19 protein-coding genes and 4 tRNA genes are annotated in these 21,895 nt (G+C 69.7%); 13 read left to right on the top strand and 10 right to left on the bottom strand.

Annotated features, from left to right (window positions below; genetic code table 11):
* The first annotated feature begins 23 nt into the window (after positions 1 to 23).
* The gene (acnA, locus tag AC3RX0_RS06035) at positions 24 to 2,834 is read left to right on the top strand and encodes an aconitate hydratase AcnA (protein ID WP_491505011.1); all 2,811 of its coding nucleotides are present in this window, start codon (positions 24 to 26) and stop codon (positions 2,832 to 2,834) included.
* Between the two features lie 153 nt (positions 2,835 to 2,987).
* Entirely contained in the window at positions 2,988 to 4,934 is a 1,947-nt protein-coding gene (gene dxs, locus AC3RX0_RS06030) for a 1-deoxy-D-xylulose-5-phosphate synthase (protein WP_491505010.1), read from the top strand.
* A gap of 82 nt (positions 4,935 to 5,016) precedes the next feature.
* Here dxs and AC3RX0_RS06025 read toward each other — a convergent pair whose 3' ends face one another.
* Together AC3RX0_RS06025 and AC3RX0_RS06020 are read right to left on the bottom strand one after the other, a co-directional pair.
* The gene (locus tag AC3RX0_RS06025) at positions 5,017 to 5,799 is read right to left on the bottom strand and encodes a hypothetical protein (RefSeq protein WP_491505009.1); all 783 of its coding nucleotides are present in this window, start codon (positions 5,797 to 5,799) and stop codon (positions 5,017 to 5,019) included.
* A gap of 147 nt (positions 5,800 to 5,946) precedes the next feature.
* Complete coding sequence (locus tag AC3RX0_RS06020) at positions 5,947 to 6,177, bottom strand: hypothetical protein (RefSeq protein ID WP_491505008.1); 231 nt, start codon at positions 6,175 to 6,177, stop codon at positions 5,947 to 5,949.
* Between the two features lie 59 nt (positions 6,178 to 6,236).
* On the opposite strand from AC3RX0_RS06020, the gene AC3RX0_RS06015 reads away from it, so the two are divergent.
* On the top strand, positions 6,237 to 6,695 hold the full coding sequence (locus AC3RX0_RS06015; protein ID WP_491505007.1) for a hypothetical protein: 459 nt from the start codon (positions 6,237 to 6,239) through the stop codon (positions 6,693 to 6,695).
* Positions 6,696 to 6,843: 148 nt separating this feature from the next.
* Here the strand turns inward: AC3RX0_RS06015 and AC3RX0_RS06010 are convergent, their stop codons facing one another.
* The 4 genes from AC3RX0_RS06010 to AC3RX0_RS05995 all read right to left on the bottom strand — a co-directional run bounded on the left by AC3RX0_RS06010 (position 6,844) and on the right by AC3RX0_RS05995 (position 12,084).
* Entirely contained in the window at positions 6,844 to 9,000 is a 2,157-nt protein-coding gene (locus tag AC3RX0_RS06010) for a 3-hydroxyacyl-CoA dehydrogenase NAD-binding domain-containing protein (RefSeq protein ID WP_491505006.1), read from the bottom strand.
* Between the two features lie 10 nt (positions 9,001 to 9,010).
* Complete coding sequence (locus AC3RX0_RS06005) at positions 9,011 to 10,216, bottom strand: thiolase family protein (protein ID WP_491505005.1); 1,206 nt, start codon at positions 10,214 to 10,216, stop codon at positions 9,011 to 9,013.
* Between the two features lie 73 nt (positions 10,217 to 10,289).
* Positions 10,290 to 11,510: an HRDC domain-containing protein gene (locus AC3RX0_RS06000; RefSeq protein WP_491505004.1), complete on the bottom strand. Its 1,221-nt coding sequence runs from the start codon at positions 11,508 to 11,510 to the stop codon at positions 10,290 to 10,292.
* Positions 11,503 to 12,084: a DUF3000 domain-containing protein gene (locus AC3RX0_RS05995; RefSeq protein ID WP_491505003.1), complete on the bottom strand. Its 582-nt coding sequence runs from the start codon at positions 12,082 to 12,084 to the stop codon at positions 11,503 to 11,505. The genes AC3RX0_RS06000 and AC3RX0_RS05995 overlap by 8 nt, the downstream gene beginning before the upstream one ends.
* Positions 12,085 to 12,109: 25 nt before the next feature.
* On the opposite strand from AC3RX0_RS05995, the gene AC3RX0_RS05990 reads away from it, so the two are divergent.
* A complete protein-coding gene (locus AC3RX0_RS05990) occupies positions 12,110 to 13,315 on the top strand; it encodes an alpha/beta hydrolase (protein WP_491505002.1) in 1,206 nt (401 codons plus the stop codon).
* A gap of 34 nt (positions 13,316 to 13,349) precedes the next feature.
* Here the strand turns inward: AC3RX0_RS05990 and AC3RX0_RS05985 are convergent, their stop codons facing one another.
* Together AC3RX0_RS05985 and AC3RX0_RS05980 are read right to left on the bottom strand one after the other, a co-directional pair.
* The gene (locus AC3RX0_RS05985) at positions 13,350 to 13,784 is read right to left on the bottom strand and encodes a SufE family protein (RefSeq protein ID WP_491505001.1); all 435 of its coding nucleotides are present in this window, start codon (positions 13,782 to 13,784) and stop codon (positions 13,350 to 13,352) included.
* A 22-nt stretch (positions 13,785 to 13,806) separates the two neighbouring features.
* The gene (locus AC3RX0_RS05980) at positions 13,807 to 14,724 is read right to left on the bottom strand and encodes a sulfurtransferase (RefSeq protein ID WP_491505000.1); all 918 of its coding nucleotides are present in this window, start codon (positions 14,722 to 14,724) and stop codon (positions 13,807 to 13,809) included.
* 231 nt (positions 14,725 to 14,955) lie between these two features.
* Between AC3RX0_RS05980 and zapE the strand changes: the two genes are divergently transcribed.
* The 3 genes from zapE (at position 14,956) to AC3RX0_RS05965 (ending at position 17,914) form a co-directional block, all read left to right on the top strand.
* On the top strand, positions 14,956 to 15,978 hold the full coding sequence (gene zapE / locus AC3RX0_RS05975; protein ID WP_491504999.1) for a cell division protein ZapE: 1,023 nt from the start codon (positions 14,956 to 14,958) through the stop codon (positions 15,976 to 15,978).
* A 112-nt stretch (positions 15,979 to 16,090) separates the two neighbouring features.
* The gene (locus tag AC3RX0_RS05970) at positions 16,091 to 17,341 is read left to right on the top strand and encodes an ammonium transporter (protein WP_491504998.1); all 1,251 of its coding nucleotides are present in this window, start codon (positions 16,091 to 16,093) and stop codon (positions 17,339 to 17,341) included.
* 42 nt (positions 17,342 to 17,383) lie between these two features.
* A complete protein-coding gene (locus AC3RX0_RS05965) occupies positions 17,384 to 17,914 on the top strand; it encodes a type II toxin-antitoxin system PemK/MazF family toxin (protein WP_491504997.1) in 531 nt (176 codons plus the stop codon).
* A 25-nt stretch (positions 17,915 to 17,939) separates the two neighbouring features.
* On the opposite strand, the gene sigJ is transcribed toward AC3RX0_RS05965, so the two are convergent.
* Entirely contained in the window at positions 17,940 to 18,863 is a 924-nt protein-coding gene (sigJ, locus tag AC3RX0_RS05960; RefSeq protein WP_491504996.1) for an RNA polymerase sigma factor SigJ, read from the bottom strand.
* A gap of 160 nt (positions 18,864 to 19,023) precedes the next feature.
* On the opposite strand from sigJ, the gene AC3RX0_RS05955 reads away from it, so the two are divergent.
* On the top strand, positions 19,024 to 19,368 hold the full coding sequence (locus tag AC3RX0_RS05955; RefSeq protein WP_491504995.1) for a DoxX family protein: 345 nt from the start codon (positions 19,024 to 19,026) through the stop codon (positions 19,366 to 19,368).
* A 73-nt stretch (positions 19,369 to 19,441) separates the two neighbouring features.
* Here AC3RX0_RS05955 and AC3RX0_RS05950 read toward each other — a convergent pair.
* Positions 19,442 to 19,514: transfer RNA gene (locus AC3RX0_RS05950), tRNA-Val, on the bottom strand.
* Positions 19,515 to 19,666: 152 nt separating this feature from the next.
* Here AC3RX0_RS05950 and AC3RX0_RS05945 point away from each other — a divergent pair.
* From AC3RX0_RS05945 to AC3RX0_RS05925, 5 genes are all read left to right on the top strand, one after another.
* Positions 19,667 to 19,739: transfer RNA gene (locus AC3RX0_RS05945), tRNA-Gly, on the top strand.
* A gap of 50 nt (positions 19,740 to 19,789) precedes the next feature.
* Positions 19,790 to 19,863 (top strand) — tRNA-Cys (locus AC3RX0_RS05940).
* A 44-nt stretch (positions 19,864 to 19,907) separates the two neighbouring features.
* Positions 19,908 to 19,979, top strand: a tRNA-Val gene (locus AC3RX0_RS05935).
* Between the two features lie 125 nt (positions 19,980 to 20,104).
* Complete coding sequence (locus AC3RX0_RS05930; protein WP_491504994.1) at positions 20,105 to 21,292, top strand: acyltransferase family protein; 1,188 nt, start codon at positions 20,105 to 20,107, stop codon at positions 21,290 to 21,292.
* A 66-nt stretch (positions 21,293 to 21,358) separates the two neighbouring features.
* Positions 21,359 to 21,868, top strand: coding sequence for a glycine cleavage system transcriptional repressor (locus tag AC3RX0_RS05925; protein WP_491504993.1), 510 nt, complete (start codon positions 21,359 to 21,361; stop codon positions 21,866 to 21,868).
* Positions 21,869 to 21,895: the final 27 nt, after the last annotated feature.

Genomic DNA, 21,895 nt, shown 5'->3' with positions numbered 1-21,895 from the left:
GCCGCCGACGAAGGAGACGAGACGTGTCCACGGTTGACAGCTTCGGTGCGAAGAGCACCCTGACGGTCGGCAGCACCGACTACGAGATCTACCGGGTCGACGCGGTGCCGGGCTTCGACAAGCTGCCGTTCAGCCTGAAGGTGCTGCTGGAGAACCAGCTGCGCACCGAGGACGGTGCGAACGTCACCACGAAGCAGATCGAGGCGCTGGGATCGTGGGATCCGAACGCCGAGCCCGACACCGAGATCCAGTTCACGCCGGCGCGCGTGCTCATGCAGGACTTCACGGGCGTGCCCTGCATCGTCGACCTCGCCACCATGCGCGAGGCGATGGTGGACCTCGGCGGCGACCCCACGAAGATCAACCCGCTGTCGCCGGCTGAGATGGTCATCGACCACTCGGTCATCGCCGACCTGTTCGGCACCCCGGACTCGTTCCAGCGCAACGTCGAGATCGAGTACCAGCGCAACGGCGAGCGCTACCAGTTCCTGCGCTGGGGCCAGACCGCGTTCGACGACTTCAAGGTCGTCCCGCCCGGGACCGGCATCGTCCACCAGGTCAACATCGAGTACCTGGCCCGCGTCACCTTCACCCGTGAGGTCGACGGCGTCCTGCGCGCCTACCCCGACACGCTCGTCGGGACCGACTCGCACACCACCATGGTCAACGGCCTGGGCGTGCTGGGCTGGGGTGTGGGCGGCATCGAGGCCGAGGCGGCCATGCTCGGCCAGCCGGTGTCGATGCTCATCCCGCGTGTGGTCGGCTTCAAGCTCTCGGGCGAGATCCCGGCCGGCGTGACGGCGACCGACGTCGTGCTCACGATCACCGACATGCTGCGCAAGCACGGCGTGGTCGGCAAGTTCGTGGAGTTCTACGGCGAGGGCGTCGCTTCCGTGCCGCTGGCCAACCGCGCCACGATCGGCAACATGAGCCCCGAGTTCGGCTCGACCGCTGCGATCTTCCCGATCGACGACGTCACGCTCGACTACCTGCGCCTGACCGGTCGCAGCGCCGACCAGGTGGCACTCGTCGAGGCGTACTCGAAGGCCCAGCACCTCTGGCACGACCCGTCCGTCGAGCCGTCGTTCAGCGAGTACCTCGAACTGGACCTGTCGACCGTGGTCCCGTCGATCGCCGGCCCGAAGCGTCCGCAGGACCGCATCCTGCTCAGCGAGTCCAAGCAGCAGTTCGAGAAGGACCTGCTCAACTACGCCGACGCCGAGCACGACCTCGTCGACCTCGAGGTGGCCGAGTCGTTCCCGGCGTCCGATCCGCCGGCGAACTCGCCCGAGGACGAGCACAGCATCCATCACCACTCGCACCACTCGCACGCGCCGGCCACGGCGTCCAAGCCCACCCCGGTGACCGCCGCCGACGGCCAGAAGTACACGCTCGACCACGGTGCGGTCACGATCGCCGCGATCACGTCGTGCACGAACACGTCGAACCCGTCGGTGATGCTCGCCGCGGGCCTGCTGGCACGCAACGCGGTCCAGAAGGGCCTGAAGGTCAAGCCGTGGGTGAAGACGACGCTCGCCCCCGGATCGAAGGTCGTCACCGAGTACTACGAGAAGTCGGGTCTCACCGACGACCTCGAGAAGCTCGGCTTCTTCACCGTGGGCTACGGCTGCACGACCTGCATCGGCAACTCCGGTCCGCTCATCGAAGAGGTCTCGGCCGCCGTCAACGCCAGCGACCTGGCCGTCACCGCGGTGCTCTCGGGCAACCGCAACTTCGAGGGCCGCATCAACCCCGACGTCAAGATGAACTACCTCGCCTCGCCGCCCCTCGTGATCGCGTATGCCTTGGCGGGGTCGATGAACTTCGACTTCGACACCGATGCGCTGGGCACCGGCGCCGACGGTCAGGACGTGTTCCTCAAGGACATCTGGCCCGACGCCGCCGAGGTGCAGTCGACGATCGACTCATCGATCTCGACCGACATGTTCGACCGCGAGTACTCGTCGGTCTTCGACGGCGACGACCGCTGGCGGTCGCTGCCGACGCCGACCGGCGCGGTGTTCGAGTGGCAGGATGCCTCGACCTACGTGCGCAAGCCCCCGTACTTCGAGGGCATGGGCGCCGAGCCCGAGCCGGTCAAGGACATCTCGGGCGCACGCGTGCTCGCCAAGCTCGGCGACTCGGTCACGACCGACCACATCTCCCCGGCCGGTTCGATCAAGGCCGACAGCCCCGCGGGCAGGTACCTGAGCGACCACGGCGTGGACCGCAAGGACTTCAACTCGTACGGCTCGCGCCGCGGCAACCACGAGGTGATGATCCGCGGAACGTTCGCGAACATCCGTCTGCGCAACCAGCTGCTCGACGACGTGGAGGGCGGCTACACCCGCGACTTCACCCAGGACGGGGGCCCGCAGGCGTTCATCTACGACGCGTCGCAGAACTACCAGGCCGCGGGCGTCCCGCTCGTGGTGCTGGCCGGCAAGGAGTACGGCTCGGGCTCGTCGCGGGACTGGGCGGCCAAGGGCACGACCCTGCTGGGCGTGCACGCGGTGATCGCCGAGAGCTTCGAGCGCATCCACCGCTCGAACCTCATCGGCATGGGGGTCATCCCGCTGCAGTTCCCGGCCGGCGAGTCGGCCGATTCGCTGGGCCTGGACGGCACCGAGTCGTTCGCGATCAGCGGCATCGAGCAGCTGAACGAGGGCTCGACGCCCAAGACCGTGCACGTCGTCGCCACACCCACCGAGGCGTCGGCAGACGGCAAGGCGCCCGTCGAGTTCGATGCCGTGGTTCGCATCGACACGCCCGGTGAGGCCGACTACTACCGCAACGGCGGCATCCTGCAGTACGTGCTGCGCTCGCTCGTCTGAGCCTCGAGCGCGCAGCACTGAGCACAAGGGGCCGGCTCTCTCGCGAGGGCCGGCTCCTTGTGTCCGTCCGTACGATCGACACACCGGGAGCACGGGCCTGCGCGGGTTAGACTGGTGCGCGCATTGCCGGACGGCGACGCGGGAAGGAAACCGATGGCGATCCTGCCGCAGATCTCCGGGCCCCGTGATCTGGACCGGCTGACGCCGCGGCAGCTGGATGAGCTCGCCGCCGAGATCCGCTCGTTCCTCATCGAGAACGTCGCGCGCACCGGCGGGCATCTCGGCCCGAACCTCGGCGTCGTCGAGCTGACGATCGCCCTGCACCGCGTGTTCGACTCGCCGGGCGATCCCATCGTGTTCGACACCGGCCATCAGTCCTACGTGCACAAGCTGCTCACCGGTCGTCAGGACTTCAGCGCCCTGCGCTCGCGCGGGGGCCTTGCCGGATACCCGCAGCGCTCCGAGAGCCTGCACGACGTCGTCGAATCGTCCCATGCGTCCAGCTCGCTGAGCTGGGCCGACGGCATCTCACGCGCCTTCGCGCGCACCGGCCGGCGCGACCGGCACGTCGTCGCCGTCGTCGGTGACGGAGCGCTGACCGGCGGGATGACGTGGGAGGCGCTGAACAACATCTCCGACGACAATGACCGCAACCTCGTCATCGTCGTCAACGACAACGGTCGCTCGTACGCCCCGACCATCGGCGGCATGGCGCGATACCTGAACCGCATCCGCACCGCGCAGACATACCGCGACCTCGACGAGCGTTCCGAGCATCTGTTCCGCCGATTCGGATCGGTCGGCCGCGCGATGCACCGAGGGCTGCGCGGCGGAACACGCGGCTTCCTGTCGCGGTTCACCGGCAACCAGGCGCTGTACTCGAACCTCGACATCAAATACCTCGGACCGGTCGACGGACACGACATCCCCGCCCTCATCGAGACGCTGCAACTCGCGAAGGAGTACGGCGCGCCGGTCATCGTGCACGCCATCACCGAGAAGGGGCGCGGCTACGACCCGGCGATCCACGACGAGGCCGACCAATTCCACGCCGTCGGCCGGATCGACCCGCGCACGGGCGAGGCGCTCGGCGCGACCGGCGCCACGACCTGGACGGACGTGTTCGCGACCTCGCTCGAACAGCTCGGCACCGAGCGGAGCGATCTCGTGGCGGTGACGGCGGCGATGCTGCGTCCGACGGGACTGCTGCCGTTCGCGCAGCGCTTTCCGGGCCGCGTGTTCGATGTCGGCATCGCCGAGCAGCACGCTGTCGCGTCCGCCGCGGGGCTGGCCTATGGAGGACTGCATCCGGTGGTCGCGCTGTACGCGACGTTCATGGGCCGGGCGTTCGACCAGGCGCTCATGGACGTCGGACTGCACCGCGCCGGTGTCACGTTCGTGCTCGACCGGGCCGGGGTGACCGGCCCCGACGGCCCGAGCCACCACGGCATCTGGGACCTCGCGATCCTGCAGCTCATCCCGCACATCCGCATCGCCGTACCGCGTGACTCCGCCCGACTGCGCGAGGAGTTCGCCGAGGCCGTCTCGGTCGAGGACGGCCCGACCGTGGTGCGCTTCCCGAAGGGCGCGGTCGCAGCCGACCTGCCCGCAGTGGAGCGGCTGGCGGACGGCGTGGACATTCTCGCCCGCGGCGATGAATCCGACGTCCTACTGATCGGGGTCGGCCCGATGGCGCGCCTCGCGATGGACGTCGCGACCCGGCTGCGCGCGCAGGGGATCGGTGCGACCGTCGCCGACCCGCGGTGGGTCGTGCCGGTGCCGGACTCGATCGTCGCGCTCGCGGCATCCCACCGGCTCGTGATCACGATCGAGGACGGCATCCGCGTCGGAGGCGTCGGCACCCGCGTACGCCAGGTGCTGCGCGAGGCGGGCGTCGACACCGCCGTGGACGAGCTGGGACTGCCTGACGAGTTCATCCCGCACGCCTCCCGCGACGAGATCCTTCGCGACGCAGGGCTCACAGCCGCCAGGATCGCGCAGGACGTCGTCGGACAGGTGCAGGGGACACGGATCCCCTCCGCGCGTCCCGTGCGCGCCGGAAGCCAGCGGGCAGCCGACGCCGCCCGTCGGGCGGACTGACAGGGTCACGTCCGCGGCCGGACCCGGCAACACCGTCGCGTCGCCGAACACGGCGTCGACGCGACGGGTGCGGGTGATGCGATCAGGGTGCCAGCACGAAGCCGCACTGACCGTTGGCGTGGCCGCCCACCATGCTGTACGGATAGGCCGGGTCGCTGCTCTCCTCGGTCGCGTCGCCGAACTGCGGCGGCACGTTCATGGCCGTGCAGGTCAGGTTCCTGCCGATGACGTCGTGGACGATCTCATTGCCGTCCGGGTCGCTGACCTTGATCGACGTGAGCGTGACGTTGCGACCCACAGAGGTGCGGATGACTCCGAACCAGGTGGTGGTCAGCCCCGAGACGGTGAGGTTGCCGCCGATGATGTCGTCCTTGACCGAGAACGGGATGAAGCCCGGGAAGTCCAGCCCGGCGCCCCCGCCCATCGAGGTGACGTTGCCGTTGACGGTGATGCCGTTCAGGGCGGCGTTGAACACGTGGTCCAGCGTCACGTTGCCCTTGACCAGCACGTCCGCCTTCAGGGTGCTGCACCCGCCGTGGGCCAGCGTGCATCCCAGCGCGATCCACGCACCGGGACCTGCCGTGACGTTGTGGCCGACAGTGATGGTCGACGGCGCACCGTCGGCCTCGAGGATCGCTCCGGCTGCGACCGTGATGTTTCCGGTGACGCTGATCGTCGCGTCCTCGGTCACGGTGCAGTGACCGGTGACGGTGATCGACGAATACGTACCCGAGGCGATGTCTCCGCCCGTGCACATGAGCGCTGTGCCGCCGTTCGGGGCCGCCATGGCCGGCCCACCCCACAGCAGCAGCGCCGCTGTTGCGACCAAGGCTCCCACAGCCTTCAGCCGCGACTGACTCTTCATTTCATGTTCCCCATTTCCCAGAACCGACACCGCTGATGCGAATCGGACGGATCAGGTCTACACCCGAATCCGCCCACCGACAATGACCCGTCGGCCGGCTCGTGATCTGGACCATCTCGACAGTCCCGCAGCGGGCGCGCCGCGCCGTCACGCTGGGCGCTGTCGAGCGGCGCGCGGCGGACGCAGCGCCTTGCGCATGGCGCACCACCAGCCCCGGCCGGTCGAGATCGCGCCGAGAGCCACCGCCACGGCCGTGACCGGGCTCAGCAGCCCGGCCACGAAGTCGTTTCCCGCTGCCGTTCCGGCGAGCGGAGTGAACCGCATGGGCGCATCCGACGGCGTCTCGCCCGGGGATGCGGACAGCGGTGCATGCGGCATGGCGGGAGTCTATCGGCGGCCCGGTTCGGCGCCGGTCGGGGCTTCGGTAGCGTGGAGACGTGCAGACCCGCTCGCTCCCTGGAATCCTCATCGTCGTCGTCGGCGTTCTTCTGGCAGCCTGGATCGCCTTCGGGCGCGCGCTGTTCGGTGTCGCGGGAGAGCTGACCCCGGTCTACGCGCTCACCCTCGCTCCCGTGCTGGTCGTGCTGCACCTGTTCATCGCGCAGGGCGTGGTGCGCACCGGCAGCCGCGGATTCCGCCATCGCCGCGCCACGTCCGCCACCATGTACGCCTCGTGGGGGTGCGCCGTGCTGCTGGGCCTGATGATCCCCGACGTGACCGCCGACGGCCTGCGGACGATCCTCACCGGCGGATCCGAGCCTGCACTCGGCATCGCCATCGGCTTCGCGAACCCGGTCGGAGTCATCATGCTCGTGTTCGCCGTCGCCGCACTGATCCTCGCCCGGGGCGACGCCGCCGGTCGTGCGGATGCCCCGTCCGAGGACGAGCTGTACTGACCGCCGCACCCCACTGCCCGGCCGCTTGCGTCGCCCAGCACCGTCGCCCCTCGGGCGAGGCGAGGAGTATGCACCGAACGGGGGCCCTTTTCGACGAAAGGGCCCTCGTTCCGTGAGATCCCCTCGCGCGAGGCGAGGAAGGCGGCTCTCAGACCTGGATGCCACGCACCGGCGGGTGGTGGAACGTGTCGCCGAACACCCGCTCGGAGGCGCCTTCGCGATCGAGATACGGCGACGCGCCGCCGTCGATGAACGGCCAGCCGGCGCCGAGGATCAGGCACAGGTCGATGTCTTCGACCTCGGGCACCACGCCTTCGTCCAGCATGAGGCGGATCTCCTGCGCCAGGCCGTCCTGCACGCGGGCGAGGATCGTCGCGTCGTCCACGGGTGGCGCGCCTAGGGCGGGCTTGACCACCTTCGCGGCGGCCTTCGTCCAGCCGGTGACGCGGCCGCCCTTGTCCTTCTCGACGATCTCGGGCAGCTCGGCCAGCGCGTGGAAGTTCTCGTTCGCGTAGAACCGGTCGGGGAAGGCGTGCGCCATCGTGTCCTGCACGTGCGCGGCGACCTTCCAGCCCACCAGGTCGATGAGCTGGAACGGGCCCATCGGCAGGCCGAGCGGGGCGAACGCCTTCTCGACCTTCTCGACGGGCGTGCCCTCGTAGACGGCGCGCGCGGCTTCACCCATCACCTTGGCCAGCAGCCGGTTCACCACGAATCCGGGTGCGTCGGCGGTGAGCACCGCGTTCTTGCCGAGGCCGCGTGCCACCACGAACGCCGTCGCGAGGGCGGCATCCGTCGTATGCGGCGTCTTCACGATCTCGATCAGCGGCATCACCGCCACCGGGTTGAAGAAGTGGAAGCCGACCAGGCGTTCGGGATGCGCGAGCTTCGAGCCGATCTCCTCCACCGACAGCGACGAGGTGTTGGTGGCCAGGATCGCGTCCTCGGCGATGATCTGCTCGATCTCACCGAACACCTGCTGCTTAACGCCCACCTCTTCGAACACGGCCTCGATCACGAAGTCACAGTCGGCGTACTCGGTCTTGTCGGTCGTGCCGTGGATCAGCCCGCGCAGCTTGTTCGCGGTGTCGGCGTCGACGCGGCCCTTGGCCTCGAGCTTGCCGATCTCGTCGTGGATGTACGCCAGGCACTTGTCGACGCGCGCCTGGTCGATGTCGGTGATCACCACAGGCACCTGCAGCCTGCGCACGAACAGCAGCGCGAACTGGCTGGCCATGAGGCCCGCCCCGATCACGCCGACCTTCGTGACCTTGCGGGCGAGCTCCTTGTCGGGAGCCCCGACGGGGCGCTTGGCGCGCTTCTGCACGAGGTCGAAGGCATACATGGATGCCGCGAACTGGTCGCCGGTGACGAGGTCGGCGAGGGTCTCGTCCTCGCGTGCGAAGCCTTCGGCCTTGTCCTTCGGCGATGTGCCGCTGCGGGCCTTCTCGAGCAGCTCGAGCGCGGCGTAGGGGGAGCGGGGCACGGTGCCGATCTTGGACTCGAGCATGCCGCGGGCGACCTTGATCGCGACGGGCCACTTGACGGTCCGCTCGATCTTGCCGGGGACGTTCTTGCGCTCGACCTTGACCGTGCCGTCCAGCACGCTATCGGCCCAGCGCAGCGACTCCTCGAGGTAGTTCGCCGGCCCGAAGATCGCGTCGAAGATGCCGAGATCGTACGCCTGCTGCGGCTTCAGCATCCGGTTCTGCTTGAGCGGGTTCGAGATGACCACCTCGAGCGCGTTCTCGATGCCGATGAGGTTGGGCAGCAGGTACGCACCGCCCCACCCGGGGATGATGCCCAGGAACACCTCGGGCAGCGCGATCGCGGCGGCCGAGGCATCCACCGTCCGGTACGTCGAGTTGAGGGCGATCTCCAGGCCCCCGCCGAGGGCGAGTCCGTTCACGAACGCGAACGTGGGCACACCCAGATCGGACAGCGAGCCGAGCACCTTGTGCCCGAGCTGTGCCACGAGCTTGGCGTTGGCCTTCGAGCCCACCTTGGTGATGTCGCTGAGATCGGCGCCGGCGGCCATGATGTACTGCTTGCCGGTGATGCCGACGGCCTGGATCTCGCCGGCCCCGGCACGGGACGCGAGAGCGGTGAGCGTGTCGCCGAGCTCGGTCATCGTGGCCAGGCCCAGCGTGTTCGGGCGGGTGTGGTCGCGCCCGTTGTCGAGCGTGATCAGGGCGAGCACTCTGCCCGACGCGAGGCGGATGTCGCGCACGGGTGAGTGCGTGACCACCTCGCCCTCGGTGAGGGACTGGATGGGCGAGAAGTCGATCTCGTCGTAATTCGTCATTCCCGATGCCTTACTTCTTGCGCTTGCCGTTGTAGTGCGGGTTCTCCCAGACGACCGAGCCGCCCTGCCCGAGGCCGACGCACATCGCGGTCAGCCCGTAGCGGACGTCGGGACGCTCGGCGAACTGGGCCGCGAGCTGGATCATCAAGCGCACGCCCGACGCCGCCAGGGGATGGCCGAGCGCGATGGCCCCGCCCCACTGGTTGACACGCGGGTCGTCGTCGGCGATGCCGAAGTGGTCGAGCAGCGAGATCACCTGGATCGCGAAGGCCTCGTTCAGCTCGAACAGCCCGATGTCGTCGATCGACAGCCCCGCCTTGCGCAGCGCCTTCTCGGTCGAGGGGATGGGGCCGATGCCCATGATCTCGGGCTGGACGCCCGCGAACGCGAACGACAGGAGCTTCATCTTGGGGGCGAGGTCGAACTCCTTCACGGCGTCGCCGCCCGCGATCAGCGACATCGTCGCGCCGTCGGTCAGCGGCGACGAGGTGCCGGCAGTGACCCGCCCGTGCGGGCGGAACGGGGTCTTCAGACCCGCGAGGTCCTCCATCGTCGTGTTCGGGCGTCGGCCCTCGTCCTCGGTGGCCAGGCCCCAGGCCCCGTCGGCGCCCTTGATCGCCACGGGCACCAGATCGGCCTGGAACCGGCCGGCGTCGTATGCGGCCTGGGCCTTGTGCTGGCTGAGCATGCCGAAGCGGTCGGCGCGCTCGCGGGTCAGCTGCGGGAAGCGGTCGTGGATGCGCTCAGCGGTCACGCCCATGTTCAGCGCCGCCGGGTCGACCATCTTCTCGGCGACGAACCGCGGGTTCGGATCGGCGTTCGAACCGATCGGGTGGTGGCCCATGTGCTCGACGCCGCCCGCGAGGGCGAGGTCGTACATGCCCGACGCGATGGATGCCGACATCATGGCGACACTCGTCATCGCGCCCGCGCACATCCGGTCGATCGCGAAGCCCGGAACCGTCTGGGGGAGTCCGGCGAGGATCGCCACCGAGCGGCCGAGGGTCAGGCCCTGGTCGCCGGTCTGGCTGGTCGCGGCGATCGCGACGTCGTCGATGCGGTCCGCGGGAACGCCCGGGTTGCGTTCCATGAGGCCGATGGTCGCCTTGACGGCGAGGTCATCGGCGCGGGTGTTCCAGTACATGCCCTTTTCGCCGGCGCGCCCGAACGGGGTGCGCACTCCATCGACGAAGTAGACGTCCGAAAGCTCGGCCACTCTGCCTCCAAAAGTAGGGATGGCTCAAGCCTAGGCAGGGCCCTTCGCGGCGTCCGAACCGGGTGTGGCGAACCTACGAAGCGGCTTCGGCGGGGTCCTCGGCCTGTTGCGCGGAAGCGACAAAGTCCTCTTGCGCAGAAGCCACAAACGCATCGGCGATCAGCTGTGCCGTCTCTTCAACCTGCCACCGGCGTGCGCCGAGCTCGGTGAGCTGACCGGCCACCGATTCCTGCGACACGGGTTCGCGGGGTTCCCATGCGGCGCGGCGCAGCAGCTCGGGCGTGAGCAGGTTCTCGGTCGGCATGTGCAGCTCGTCGGCGTGGGATTCGACGACGGGACGGGCAGCCTTGATGCGCCGCTCGGCGTCGGGATTGCGATCGTGCCAGGCCCGCACGGGCGGCAGTCCGTCGCCGCGCACGCGTTCCAGGGGCAGGTCGGTAGACGCGCGCCCCCGCTCGATCGCCGTCCACCAACGGTCCAGCTGCGAGCGGCTGGCGCGGCCGTTGAACTCCTTCACCGCGGCCAGCTCGGCCTTCGTCTGCGGGTCGGCGCGGATCGCGGCCACCAGGGACCGGTCGGGGACCAGCCGCCCCGGCGACACGTCCTGTTCGCGCGCATACTCCTCGCGCGCCGACCAGAGCTCGCGCGCGATCGCGAAGGCGCGGCGCCCGCGCACGGTGTGCAGGCCGCTGAGACGCCGCCAGGGGTCTTCGCGCGGCGGCTTGGGCGGGCGCGCCAGCTCGGCCGCGAACTCCTGTGCGGCGAAGTCCGTCTTGTGCGTGGCATCCAGCTCTCGCGCCAGTGCGTCGCGGACGTCGACCAGGTGCACCACGTCCAGCGCGGCGTACTCCAGCCACGGCTGCGGCAGCGGACGCGTCGACCAGTCGGCGGCCGAGTGCGCCTTGGCCAGCGTGATGCCGAGCGTCTCCTCCACGACCGCTCCCAGCCCCACGTGCTCGTGGCCGAGCAGCCGCGCGGCGAGCTCGGTGTCGAAGATCACCGGCGGCAGCAGCGCGAGCTCGCGCAGCGACGGCAGGTCCTGACTGGCGGCGTGCAGGATCCACTCCTGGTCGCCGATCGCCGCCTGCAGAGCCGAGAAATCGCCGATCGCCGGCGGATCGAACAGGAACGTCCCCGCGTCGCGGCGGAACATCTGCACCAGGTATGCCCGCTGCGAGTAGCGGTAGCCCGAGGCGCGTTCGACGTCCACCGCGACCGGGCCGGACCCTGCGGCCAGTGCGTCCGCGGCCCTGTGCAGCTCGGCCTGGTCGGACAGCACCTGGTAGTCAGTCACGCATCATCCTTCGTGTCGAGATCACTTCCATGCCCTCTGAACCGGGAGGCAGGCCCGCGAGCATGCACACCAGTTCGGCCCAGGCGTCCACGTGCGGCACGAGGTCGCCGGCGGGCGACCACGACGCACGCAGTTCGATCTGCGAGCCGTCGCCTTCCGCCGCCAGGGAGCCGAAGCCGCGCGACAGGGTCTTGGTCGCGGTGCCCGCTGCGTCGTGGTACTCGGCGTCGCGAGTCCGCAGCGCGTCGACCAGCCATGACCATGCCACGTCGGCCAGCAGCGGATCGCTGCCGATCTCGAGTTCGAGGGGAGCCTGCGCAAAGCTCACGATACGCCATCCGCCGCCCCACGCGTCCGGCTCTGCGGGGTCGTGCAGCACCACGAGGCGTCCGGTGCCGTACGGCGACTCGCCGGTGTCGGCGTCTGGGCGCACGTCTCCGGCCAAGGCGAAGGCGAACGGCGCGAGCCCCGTGGGCGGCGCGATCTCACGCACCGACAGGTCGCCGCGGAACGTCATCGCGCGCAGGCGCTCGACGACGTCGTCGAAGACGGTGGACCGCCCAGATTCTGCCACGCGGACAGACTAGAGTGAAGCGTCGATGAACCACTCCAGGCGCGCCGCATCGGGCGGCGCATCCCGCCCTGCCCGCGCAGGCTTCGGCGCAGCGATCGCGGTGCTGGCCACCGCCCTCGTCGCCGTGACCGGCGTGTGGGCGGCCGTCTCGATGCGCGTCGCGCGCAAGGTCGTCACGCCGGCACCGCGTGAGATGGACACCACGATCGTCGGGCTCGACCTCGCCGCACAGACGATCACCCTCGCCCGCAGTCTCGATACCGAGCTGCCCGGTCGCTACGGCCTGTTCACGTCCGGCACGGCGTCGTACATCAAGCTCGGCACCGTGCTCGGAGCGGATGCGGCCGGAGTCAAGCGCAAGCTGCTCACCGAGATCGGCCCCGACGCGCGACTGTCGTCGCAGGCGGGCTTCAGCGGCTGGTATTTCGACGAGCCTGAGCAGCTGCACCTGCCGTTCACGAACGAGCTGATCGGCACGTCGCTGGGCCCGAGCCCGGCGTGGCTGTTCGCCGGAGAGGAGGATGCCGACACCTGGGTCATCCAGATCCACGGTCGGGGCGCGAAGCGGGCCGAGTGCCTGCGTGCGGTACCGCTGTTCCACGCGGCCGGCATGCCGGTGCTCGTGGTGGCGTACCGCAACGACACCGAGGGGCCGCGCACGAAAGACGGATCGTACGGGCTCGGTGCGACCGAGTGGCGGGACGTCGACGCCGCGATCGGCTTCGCGCTGCGCCGCGGGGCCCGCCGGGTCGTGCTCATGGGCTGGTCGATGGGCGGCGCGATCGCGCTGCAGGCCGCGCTCAACTCCGCGCACCGCGAGGCGATCGCCGGCCTGGTGCTCGACTCGCCGGTCATCGACTGGCGATCCGTGCTCGACTTCCAGGCCCGCCAGCTGCGACTGCCCGAACCCGTCACGGATCTGGCGATGAACGCACTGCAGAGCGACTGGGCGGCGCCGCTGACCCGCAGCCGAGCCATTCCGCTGGATCGCCTCGACATCGTCGCGCGCGCGGCCGAGCTGCGGCATCCGATCCTGATCCTGCACAGCGACGACGATGGATTCGTGCCGTCGGAGGCCTCGCACCGACTCGCCGAGGCGCGGCCCGACCTCGTCCGGCTCGAGGTGTTCCAGGTCGCGCGGCACACGAAGCTGTGGAACTACGACTCCGAGCGCTGGACGAGCACCATCACCGACTGGCTGGCCGGTCAGGGCATCGCGGCGCACTCGTAGCGCGGCGCGATGCCCTGACGCGCGGTAGGCCCGGTCACGGTGTGGACAGCATGCGCACCTGTCGCTGGGCGCGGGCGAGCATCCCGGTCATCCCCGATATGCGCAGGGGAGAGACCGCGCGGGTCAGCCCCAGAGTCTGCGGGTAGTCGCCGGGGATCTGCAGCACCTCGTCGACCGTGAGCCCGCTGATCCCCTGCGCGAGGATACTCGCGAACCCCCGCGTGGTCGGCGCCTCGACCGGGGCCGTGGCGTGCATCGTGACCCGGCCGTCGTCGCCGATCTCGGTCACGACGAACACCGGCGACTGGCACTCCGCGACCCGTTCGGTCAGTTCGGGATGCTCCCGATACCGCTCGGGCACCTCGGGCAGCTCACGCGAGAACTCGAGCAGCAGCTGCAGTCGATCGGGCTCGTCGAGTTCGAGGAACTCGTCGCGGATCTCTGCCAGCGCGTCGGGTACGTGCGTCATCCTCGCCCTTGCCTCCGGACTCTCAGCGACCCGCCGTCACGGTCGCCGGAACCTCGCCGGGCTCGCTGCCCGCAGTGATCGGCACCCGTACGGCCGAGCCCCATTCGGTCCACGAGCCGTCGTAGTTGCGCACGTCGTCGAAGCCGAGCAGGTGCTGCAGGACGAACCAGGTGTGGCTCGAGCGCTCACCGATGCGGCAGTAGGCGATGATCGGCTCGGCGTCGGTCAGCCCGACCTCGTCGCGGTAGATGGCCTCGAGCTCGGTGCGCGTCTTGAACGTGCCGTCGTCGGCGACGGCCCGCTTCCACGGCACGCTCTTGGCCGAGGGGATGTGGCCGCCGCGCAGCGAGCTCTCCTGCGGATACTCGGGCATGTGCGTCTTCTGTCCGCTGTACTCCTCGGGCGAGCGCACGTCGATCAGCGGCTTGCCCAGGTGCGCCAGGACGTCCTCCTTGTATGCCCGCAAAACGGAGTCGTCGCGCGCGACGACGGGGTACTCGGCGGCCGGACGCACGGTCGGGTCGGTCGTGAGCGGCCGTCCCTCGGCGATCCACAGATCGCGGCCCCCGTCCAGCAGGCGGACGTCGTCGTGGCCGAACAGCGAGAACACCCAGAGCGCGTACGCGGCCCACCAGTTGTTCTTGTCGCCGTAGATGACGATCGTGTCGTCGCGCGAGATGCCCTTGCGGCTCAGCAGCTGCGCGAAGCCCTCGCCGTCGACGTAGTCGCGCACCACCGGGTCGTTCAGCTCGGTGTGCCAGTCGACCTTGACCGCGCCGGGGATGTGGCCGGTCTCATAGAGCAGCACGTCCTCGTCGGACTCGACGACCACGAGTCCCGGCTGACCGAGACGTTCCTGCAGCCAGTCGGCGGTGACCAGACGCCCGGGTTCGGAGTACTCGGCGAACTTGGCGGACGAGGTATCGAGCTCGACGGACATGGAAGGCTCCTCGGATCAGTGGATCCCGGATGACCAGGGTGTGGGCGGGATCAGGGTGTTGTCGGGTGGACGGCGTAATCTGGACTCCGTCTCTCATTCGAGAGTAGCCGCCCGTTCGGGCGCCGGATCCTTTCCTTCACAATCCGAAATGCTCGGCCTGCCATGGCAGGTCCGGCCAGGAGAACCCACCCCGTGCACTCCAGAACGCAGCCCCACGCGACGCAGCCCGACGTGACCCGGCCCCAGGGCGTCGTGCACCTGACCGATCGAGTTCCCCAGGTGACCGGCGACGAGATGGTCGCCGCGCTCGTTCCGCCGCGGCAGTTCCGCGACGCGACGTTCGACACGTACCGTCCGGACCCGGCCTATCCGTCGCAGCAGGCCGCGAAAGAGCTGCTCGAGGCCTTCAGCTCGCCGCACGCACCCGTGGCGAGGGGCGGCCTGTTCCGCCGCGCGAAGAAGCAGCCCGAGACGAAGCCCGGCGTGTACCTCGACGGCGGGTTCGGCGTCGGCAAGACCCACCTGCTCGCGTCGGTGTACCACGCGATGCCCGCCAGCCGGAAGTACTTCGGCTCGTTCATCGAGTACACGGCGCTGGTCGGCGCCCTCGGCTACCAGAAGACGGTCGAGCTGTTCCGCGGCTCGCAGCTGTTGTGCATCGACGAGTTCGAGCTCGACGATCCCGGCGACACGATGGTCATGACCCGGCTGCTGGGCGAGCTCGTGGCCACCGGCACGCGGCTGGCCGCGACATCCAACACACCGCCCAACGCGCTCGGCGAGGGCCGGTTCGCCGCCCAGGACTTCCTGCGCGAGATCCAGGCGATGAGCGACAGCTTCCAGACCGTGCGCATCGACGGCACCGACTACCGGCAGCGCGCGATCGACGGCGTGGCGGTCGTGCTCGACGACGCCGGCTACGCGCGCGAGATGGATGCCGCAGCCGACCGCGTCGTGTCGGACGACGCGTTCGCAGATCTCGTCGCGCACCTCGCCCGGGTGCATCCGTCCCGGTACATCCGCCTCATCGACGGGGTCGACGTCGTCGGTCTGCGGGGCGTCGTGCAGCTGGACGACCAGTCCGCAGCCCTGCGGTTCGTCGCATTCGTCGACCGCGCGTACGACGCGCAGATCCCCGTCCGCGCGACCGGGGTGGCGCTCAGCGACGTGTTCAGCGAGGAGATGCTCGCCGGCGGGTACCGCAAGAAGTACCAGCGGGCGATCTCGCGGCTGATCGCGCTGACCTCCTCCTGACGGGCACGCACGGGAGGTCCCGAAACACGACGTTCACACCGGGGCGCCGACCGTAACATGCGCGAAACGCGCGGCGACCGCCCGCGAAACGGCCACAGCGAAGACTGTGCCCATGGACAGCGGAAACCTCACCTGGTACATCGTCGCGACCGCCCTGGTGCTGCTGATGACGCCCGGGGTCGCCTTCTTCTACGGCGGGCTCGTGCGGGCCAAGAGCGTGGTGAGCATGATGATGCTCAGCTTCGGGGCGATGGGCCTGGTCGCTGTGCTGTGGATCCTCTACGGCTACTCGATGCAGGACGTCTCCCACGGCTGGCAAGGCGTGGTCGGCGACCCGTTCGCCGACTTCGGACTGTCGGCGCTCACCGGCGGGGCGACGGCGAACGTCGACCTGGTGGGGGTGGCCTACGGTGCCACGTTCGCGATCATCACGGTCGCGCTGATCTCGGGCGCGATCGCCGATCGAGCCCGGTTCGGCCCGTGGATGCTGTTCGTCGGCGCGTTCGTCACACTCGACTACTTCGTCGTGTCGGGGTGGGTGTGGAACCCGCACGGCTGGATCGCCACGCTCGGCACGCACCTCGGCCTGTCGGCGAACGTGATCGACTACGCCGGGGGCACCGCGGTGCACATCAACGCCGGCGCTGCGGCCCTCGCCCTGGCGCTCGTGCTCGGCAAGCGGGTGGACTTCGGCCACGCCGGGCACAAACCGCACAACGTGCCGCTCGTGCTGGTGGGGGCGAGCCTGCTCTGGTTCGGCTGGTTCGGATTCAACGGCGGGGCTGCGGCCCTGGGCGGCGGCATCGCGCAGGGAGGCTCGCCGATCGGGCTCATCATCGTGAACACGCTCGGCGCGGGAGCGGCGGCGGTGCTCGGATGGCTTCTGGTCGAGCGGCTCACGGGGCGCAAGCCGAGCTCGGTGGGGGCGGCCTCGGGAGCGGTGGCGGGGCTCGTGGCCATCACGCCGGCCTGTGCGAACCTCACGCCCGGCTGGGCGCTGCTGCTCGGGGCCATCGCGGGCGCCGCATGCGCGAAGGCGATCGACCTGAAGTACCTGCTCGGCTTCGACGACTCGCTGGACGTGGTCGGCGTGCACCTCGTCGGCGGAGTCATCGGCACCCTGTACCTGGGGCTGTTCGCCACCGGCACCGGCCTGTTCACCGGCGGCGGCCTCGACCAGCTGATCGTGCAGGCGATCGCCGCCGGGGCGGTGCTGGTGTTCTCGTTCGGCATCGCCTGGATCGCCGGCTGGGCGATCGAGCGCACGATCGGGTTCCGTGTGTGCAGCGACGACGAGGTCGCGGGAGTGGATGCCGCGGTCCACGGCGAGGAGGGGTACGCCTTCGTCCCCGAAGCCGCGTGAGCCGCGCACGCCGACGGCGGCGCGGCCGGATATGGTGACCGGATGAGCACCGGCACCGGCATCCTCTCCCGCCTCATCGGCCTGTTCCGGCCCGCCCCGCGCCGCACGGCGCGTCGGCCTGTCAACGGCCGCCGGTCCGCATCGCCGGGGCGCGCCGGTGGCACCGCGACCGTGGAGATCCCGGTCCCGGGACGCGCGGCGCTGCGGATCTCGTATGCGCCGCGCGTGAACGGTGCGCCGGACGCCGGCGAGATCGTGTGGACCTGGGTTCCGTACCAGGACGATCCGACGCAGGGCAAGGACCGCCCGGTGCTCATCATCGGCCGCTGCGACGACGAGCACGCGTACGCGGTGAAGCTGACCAGCAAGCCGCACGACGGCGACCACGACTTCCTGTCCATCGGCTCGGGCTCGTGGGACGGCCAGGGCCGCGAGTCCTGGGTCGACGTGGACCAGTTCTATCTCGTGCACCGCTACGGGGTACGTCGTGAGGCGGCGGCGCTGGACCGCGAGCGGTTCGGGACGGTGGCCGCCGTGCTGCACCACCGGTACGGCTGGGCCGTCGACCGTTGAACCGCGCGGCACAGGATTCAGCCGCTCACGACGGAGAGGTCGAGGGCAGCGGGGGAACGGCGACGCCCGGCCACCGCGTGAGCTTGTCCGGGTTCCGGGTGACCCAGAGCCTTCGGATCAGACCCCGTGCGACCTCGACGGCGGCGATGGCCAGCGTGTTGCCGGCGCCGTCGCGCCCGACGAGCCCGACCTGACCGTTGACGGTGGTGAGGCGGAAGGTGAGATCCGGTTGCAGACGGTACAGCTGCAGCAGGTAGCGTGCGATGTCCTCGGCGCCATGCAGCGGCTCGACCGCGGCACGCACACGCCCGCCGCCGTCGGGCACCGCCAGCACGTTCGGATCGAGCACGGCGACGAGTGCGTCGAGGTCACCCGTTTCGAGCGCGTTCTTGAACGCGCCCACCACGCGCTCGTGCTCGTGCGGTGATGCGCGCTCGCTGCGCGTTTCTCGCACCCTCCGTCGCGCCGCGGACGCGAGCTGGCGGCACGCCTGGGGCGACCGGCCGACGATCGTGCCGATCTCGGCGAACGTGTAGCTGAAGACGTCGTGCAGCACGAACGCGACCCGCTCGGCCGGCGTCATCGTCTCGAGCACGACCAGCAGCGCCATGCTCAGTGATTCGTCGAGCGAGACGCGGTCGGCCGGATCGTCGGCGCGCATCATCGGCGCCTGGCTCGTCCATCGGGTGTTGCCGGGGACGGGCTCGGGCAGCCACTGACCGACGTACCGCTCGCGTCGCGCCCGTGCAGAGCCGAGGATGTCGAGGCAGATCCGCGTCGTGACGGTCACCAGCCATGCGGTGGGGGAGGCGATCTCGCGGCGGCGCTCATCGGGTTGCCGGTACCAGCGCTCGTACGCGTCCTGCACGGCGTCCTCCGCCTCTGCGACAGAGCCCAGCAGCCGGTAGGCGACGTTGATCAGCATGCCGCGATCGGCTTCATCCGTCATCGGCGACCTCCTGTCCGCATAGTCCCCCGCAAGCATGACGAAACGACCGAGCCGGATGTGAGGGGAGGCATCGTCCGACCGCCGACCTCACGTTCGCTCAGGCTACGTCGTCAAGGCTTCAGGGGAGCGAGCTCCGCTCCCGCAGCACGAGGGGACGATCATGATCTCTGTCGTCATCACCATCATCGCGATCTCTGCCAACGCGCTGGTCGCAGCCGCCACGTTCGCCCGCGCGCGATTCATCATCGCCAATCTCGGCGACGTCGAACTGCCCGAGTCCGGCATCCCCGTCTTCGCCGCACTGCAGGCCGCCGGTGCCATCGGTCTCACCGCAGGTCTCCTGGGCTTTGCGGCGGTGGGTGTCGCGGCGGCCATCGGGCTGGTGCTGTTCTTCGCCGTCGCGCTCGGAGTGCATGTGAGAGCCCGCGCCTACAAGAGCCTGCCGTCGCCTCTGCTGTTCTTCGCGCTGTCGGTCGCGGCGCTCGTGTGCGCACTCGTGCGGTGAGCGGCGCATCGATGCGCACGATGCAAGCCCGATCAGAACCCAAAAAGCCCCCGATCGACGGAGGCTTTCTCTGTGGGCGATGCCGGACTCGAACCGACGACCTCTTCCGTGTGAAGGAAGCGCGCTACCAACTGCGCCAATCGCCCGCGGCCGCGAACGGCTGCGAGAAGACTCTACCCGATCTCGGCGGCCTCGCCGAACCGAACGGGCATGACACGCGCGGCCTGCAGCCGGTTTTGCGTGACGGTCGGAATCAGTTAGAGTCGTATCTGCGCCGGAGAGATCCGGTCGCGAAAATGCGGATGTAGCGCAGTTGGTAGCGCATCACCTTGCCAAGGTGAGGGTCGCGAGTTCGAGTCTCGTCATCCGCTCGAGTGCGGGGTTCCCTTCCGGGGAGCACGCCGTGGGGTTCGAACCACGCGGTGGCGTGGCCGAGAGGCTAGGCACCGGCCTGCAAAGCCGTTTACACGGGTTCGAATCCCGTCGCCACCTCCACTCGCGGCCGCAAGTCCGCACAGACAAGTGAAAAGCCTGTACAGGCGCGATTGGCGCAGCGGTAGCGCGCTTCCCTGACACGGAAGAGGTCACTGGTTCGATCCCAGTATCGCGCACTGACCGAAACCCCTGGTTCGCCGGGGGTTTTCTGCGTCTCGGCCGACTTCGCCGGCAATGAGATTCCTCTCACAACCCCCCGATCCTCAGCCGCCTTGCATAACGGGTTCGTAACGTCGAAGAGATGCCAGCAGCTACACGACTGTCCGCTCTCGATGGGCTCCGCGGCATCGCGGCGCTTGTCGTGGTGGTCCACCACGCGCTTCTCGTCTCGCCGTCCTACGCCGCCGCATACTACGGCGGCAACGTCCCCGAGAACCCGCTGCGGATCGCGATGGTCTACACGCCGCTGCACCTGCTGTGGGGTGGCGCCGAGGCCGTGGTGGTGTTCTTCGTGCTGTCGGGCTTCGTGCTGGCAAGGGCGGTCCGCTCCCGCTCGTTCGACTGGTTCGCGTACTTCCCCTCGCGCATCCTTCGCCTGTACGTCCCGGTGATCGCCGCGGTCGCGTTCGCCTTCGCGATCCTGCTCCTCCCGCACAACGGTGCGCCGCCGAGCCCCTGGCTCACGGGGCGCACAACCGGCTATCCCGTGCACGACATCCTGCAGGATCTGACGCTGCTCGGCGGCACGTCCGGCGTCGTCTCGCCGTTGTGGACGCTGCGGTGGGAGGTCATCTTCTCGCTGCTGCTGCCGGTGGCTGCCTACTTCGCCCGGCTGATTCCGGCATGGATGCTGGGGCTGGCCTGCATCGTCGCGTCGACCATCGGCGCCAGTCAGGACGTCGCGTCGCTGCAGTACCTGCCGATCTTCGGCGTCGGCGTGGCGATAGAAGGGATGTGGGACCGCATCTCGGCCGTCGTCGAACGCGCGACCCGGCGCCTGGGCTGGCTGGTCTGGAGCGGCGTGCTGGTGCTCGCCGCGATCATGCTCAGCATGCACTGGCTGCTGCTGGCTCCCCTCGGCCACCCCGCCGCCGTCACGCTCGCGCAGGCGCCGATCGTCGCCGGCGCCGGGATCCTGGTGGTCGCCGCGGTGCACTGCGACACGCTCCGGCACGTGCTCACGTGGCGGCCGGTCGCCTGGCTCGGCGCGATCTCGTTCAGCCTGTACCTCATCCACGAGCCGATCGTGATCCTCATGGCGAACGTGACGGACGCGATGCCGTGGACGCTGCTGACGGCTGTGCCGCTGGCGGTGCTGGTGGCGTGGCTGTTCTGGCTCGTGGCCGAGCGCCCCGCCCATCATCTGGCCCGCTTCGTGCGCAAGCGTGCGACGCCCGCTCGGCCGGAGCCGCCGTCTGATGCCGCGACGACGACGAAGCCGGCCGAGGTCGAAGCCTCTGCAGAGCAGCGCACGCCGGTGCACACCTGACCGGATGCAGCGTCGGTCCAGGCGCGCCCGTCGCCGCCGGCACGTCGACGACGTAGGCTCGGGTTCATGGCTCACCTCGTGCTCACCGTGGTCGGCGACGACCGCGCCGGCCTCGTCCAGCAGCTCGCCGACCTGATCGCCGAACACGGCGGCAACTGGGCCCGCAGCGAACTGGCCGAACTCGCCGGGGCGTTCGCCGGCATCGTCCTGGTCGAGGTGTCCGACGACCGGGCGGACGCGCTCACCGGTGCGCTGGGCGAGATGAGCGGGCTGCTGAACATCACCCCGTATCGCGGCCGGGCCGACGCCGCTCCCGCGGCGGGGGAGCGGGTGACGTTCACCGTCCTCGGCAACGACCGCCCGGGGATCGTGCGCGACGTCACACACGCACTCGTCGCCGGCGGGCTGACGATCGACCGGTTCACGAGCCGCACCACCGCAGCGCCCATGGCCGGCGGCGAACTGTTCGAGGCGAGCGTGACCGCCCGCGCCGCGGACGGCACCGCCCTATCGGACGTCGTCGTCCGGCTCGAGCAGCTCGCGAGCGAGATCCAGGTCGATCTGACCGTCGCCTGAGGCGCCGGTGGGGCGCGACTAGACTCG

The sequence above is a fragment of the Microbacterium sp. W1-4-2 genome, assembly GCF_058349885.2.
The sequence above is the reverse complement of the archived record's forward strand: the minus strand, read 5'-3'. Positions and strand labels throughout refer to the sequence as shown.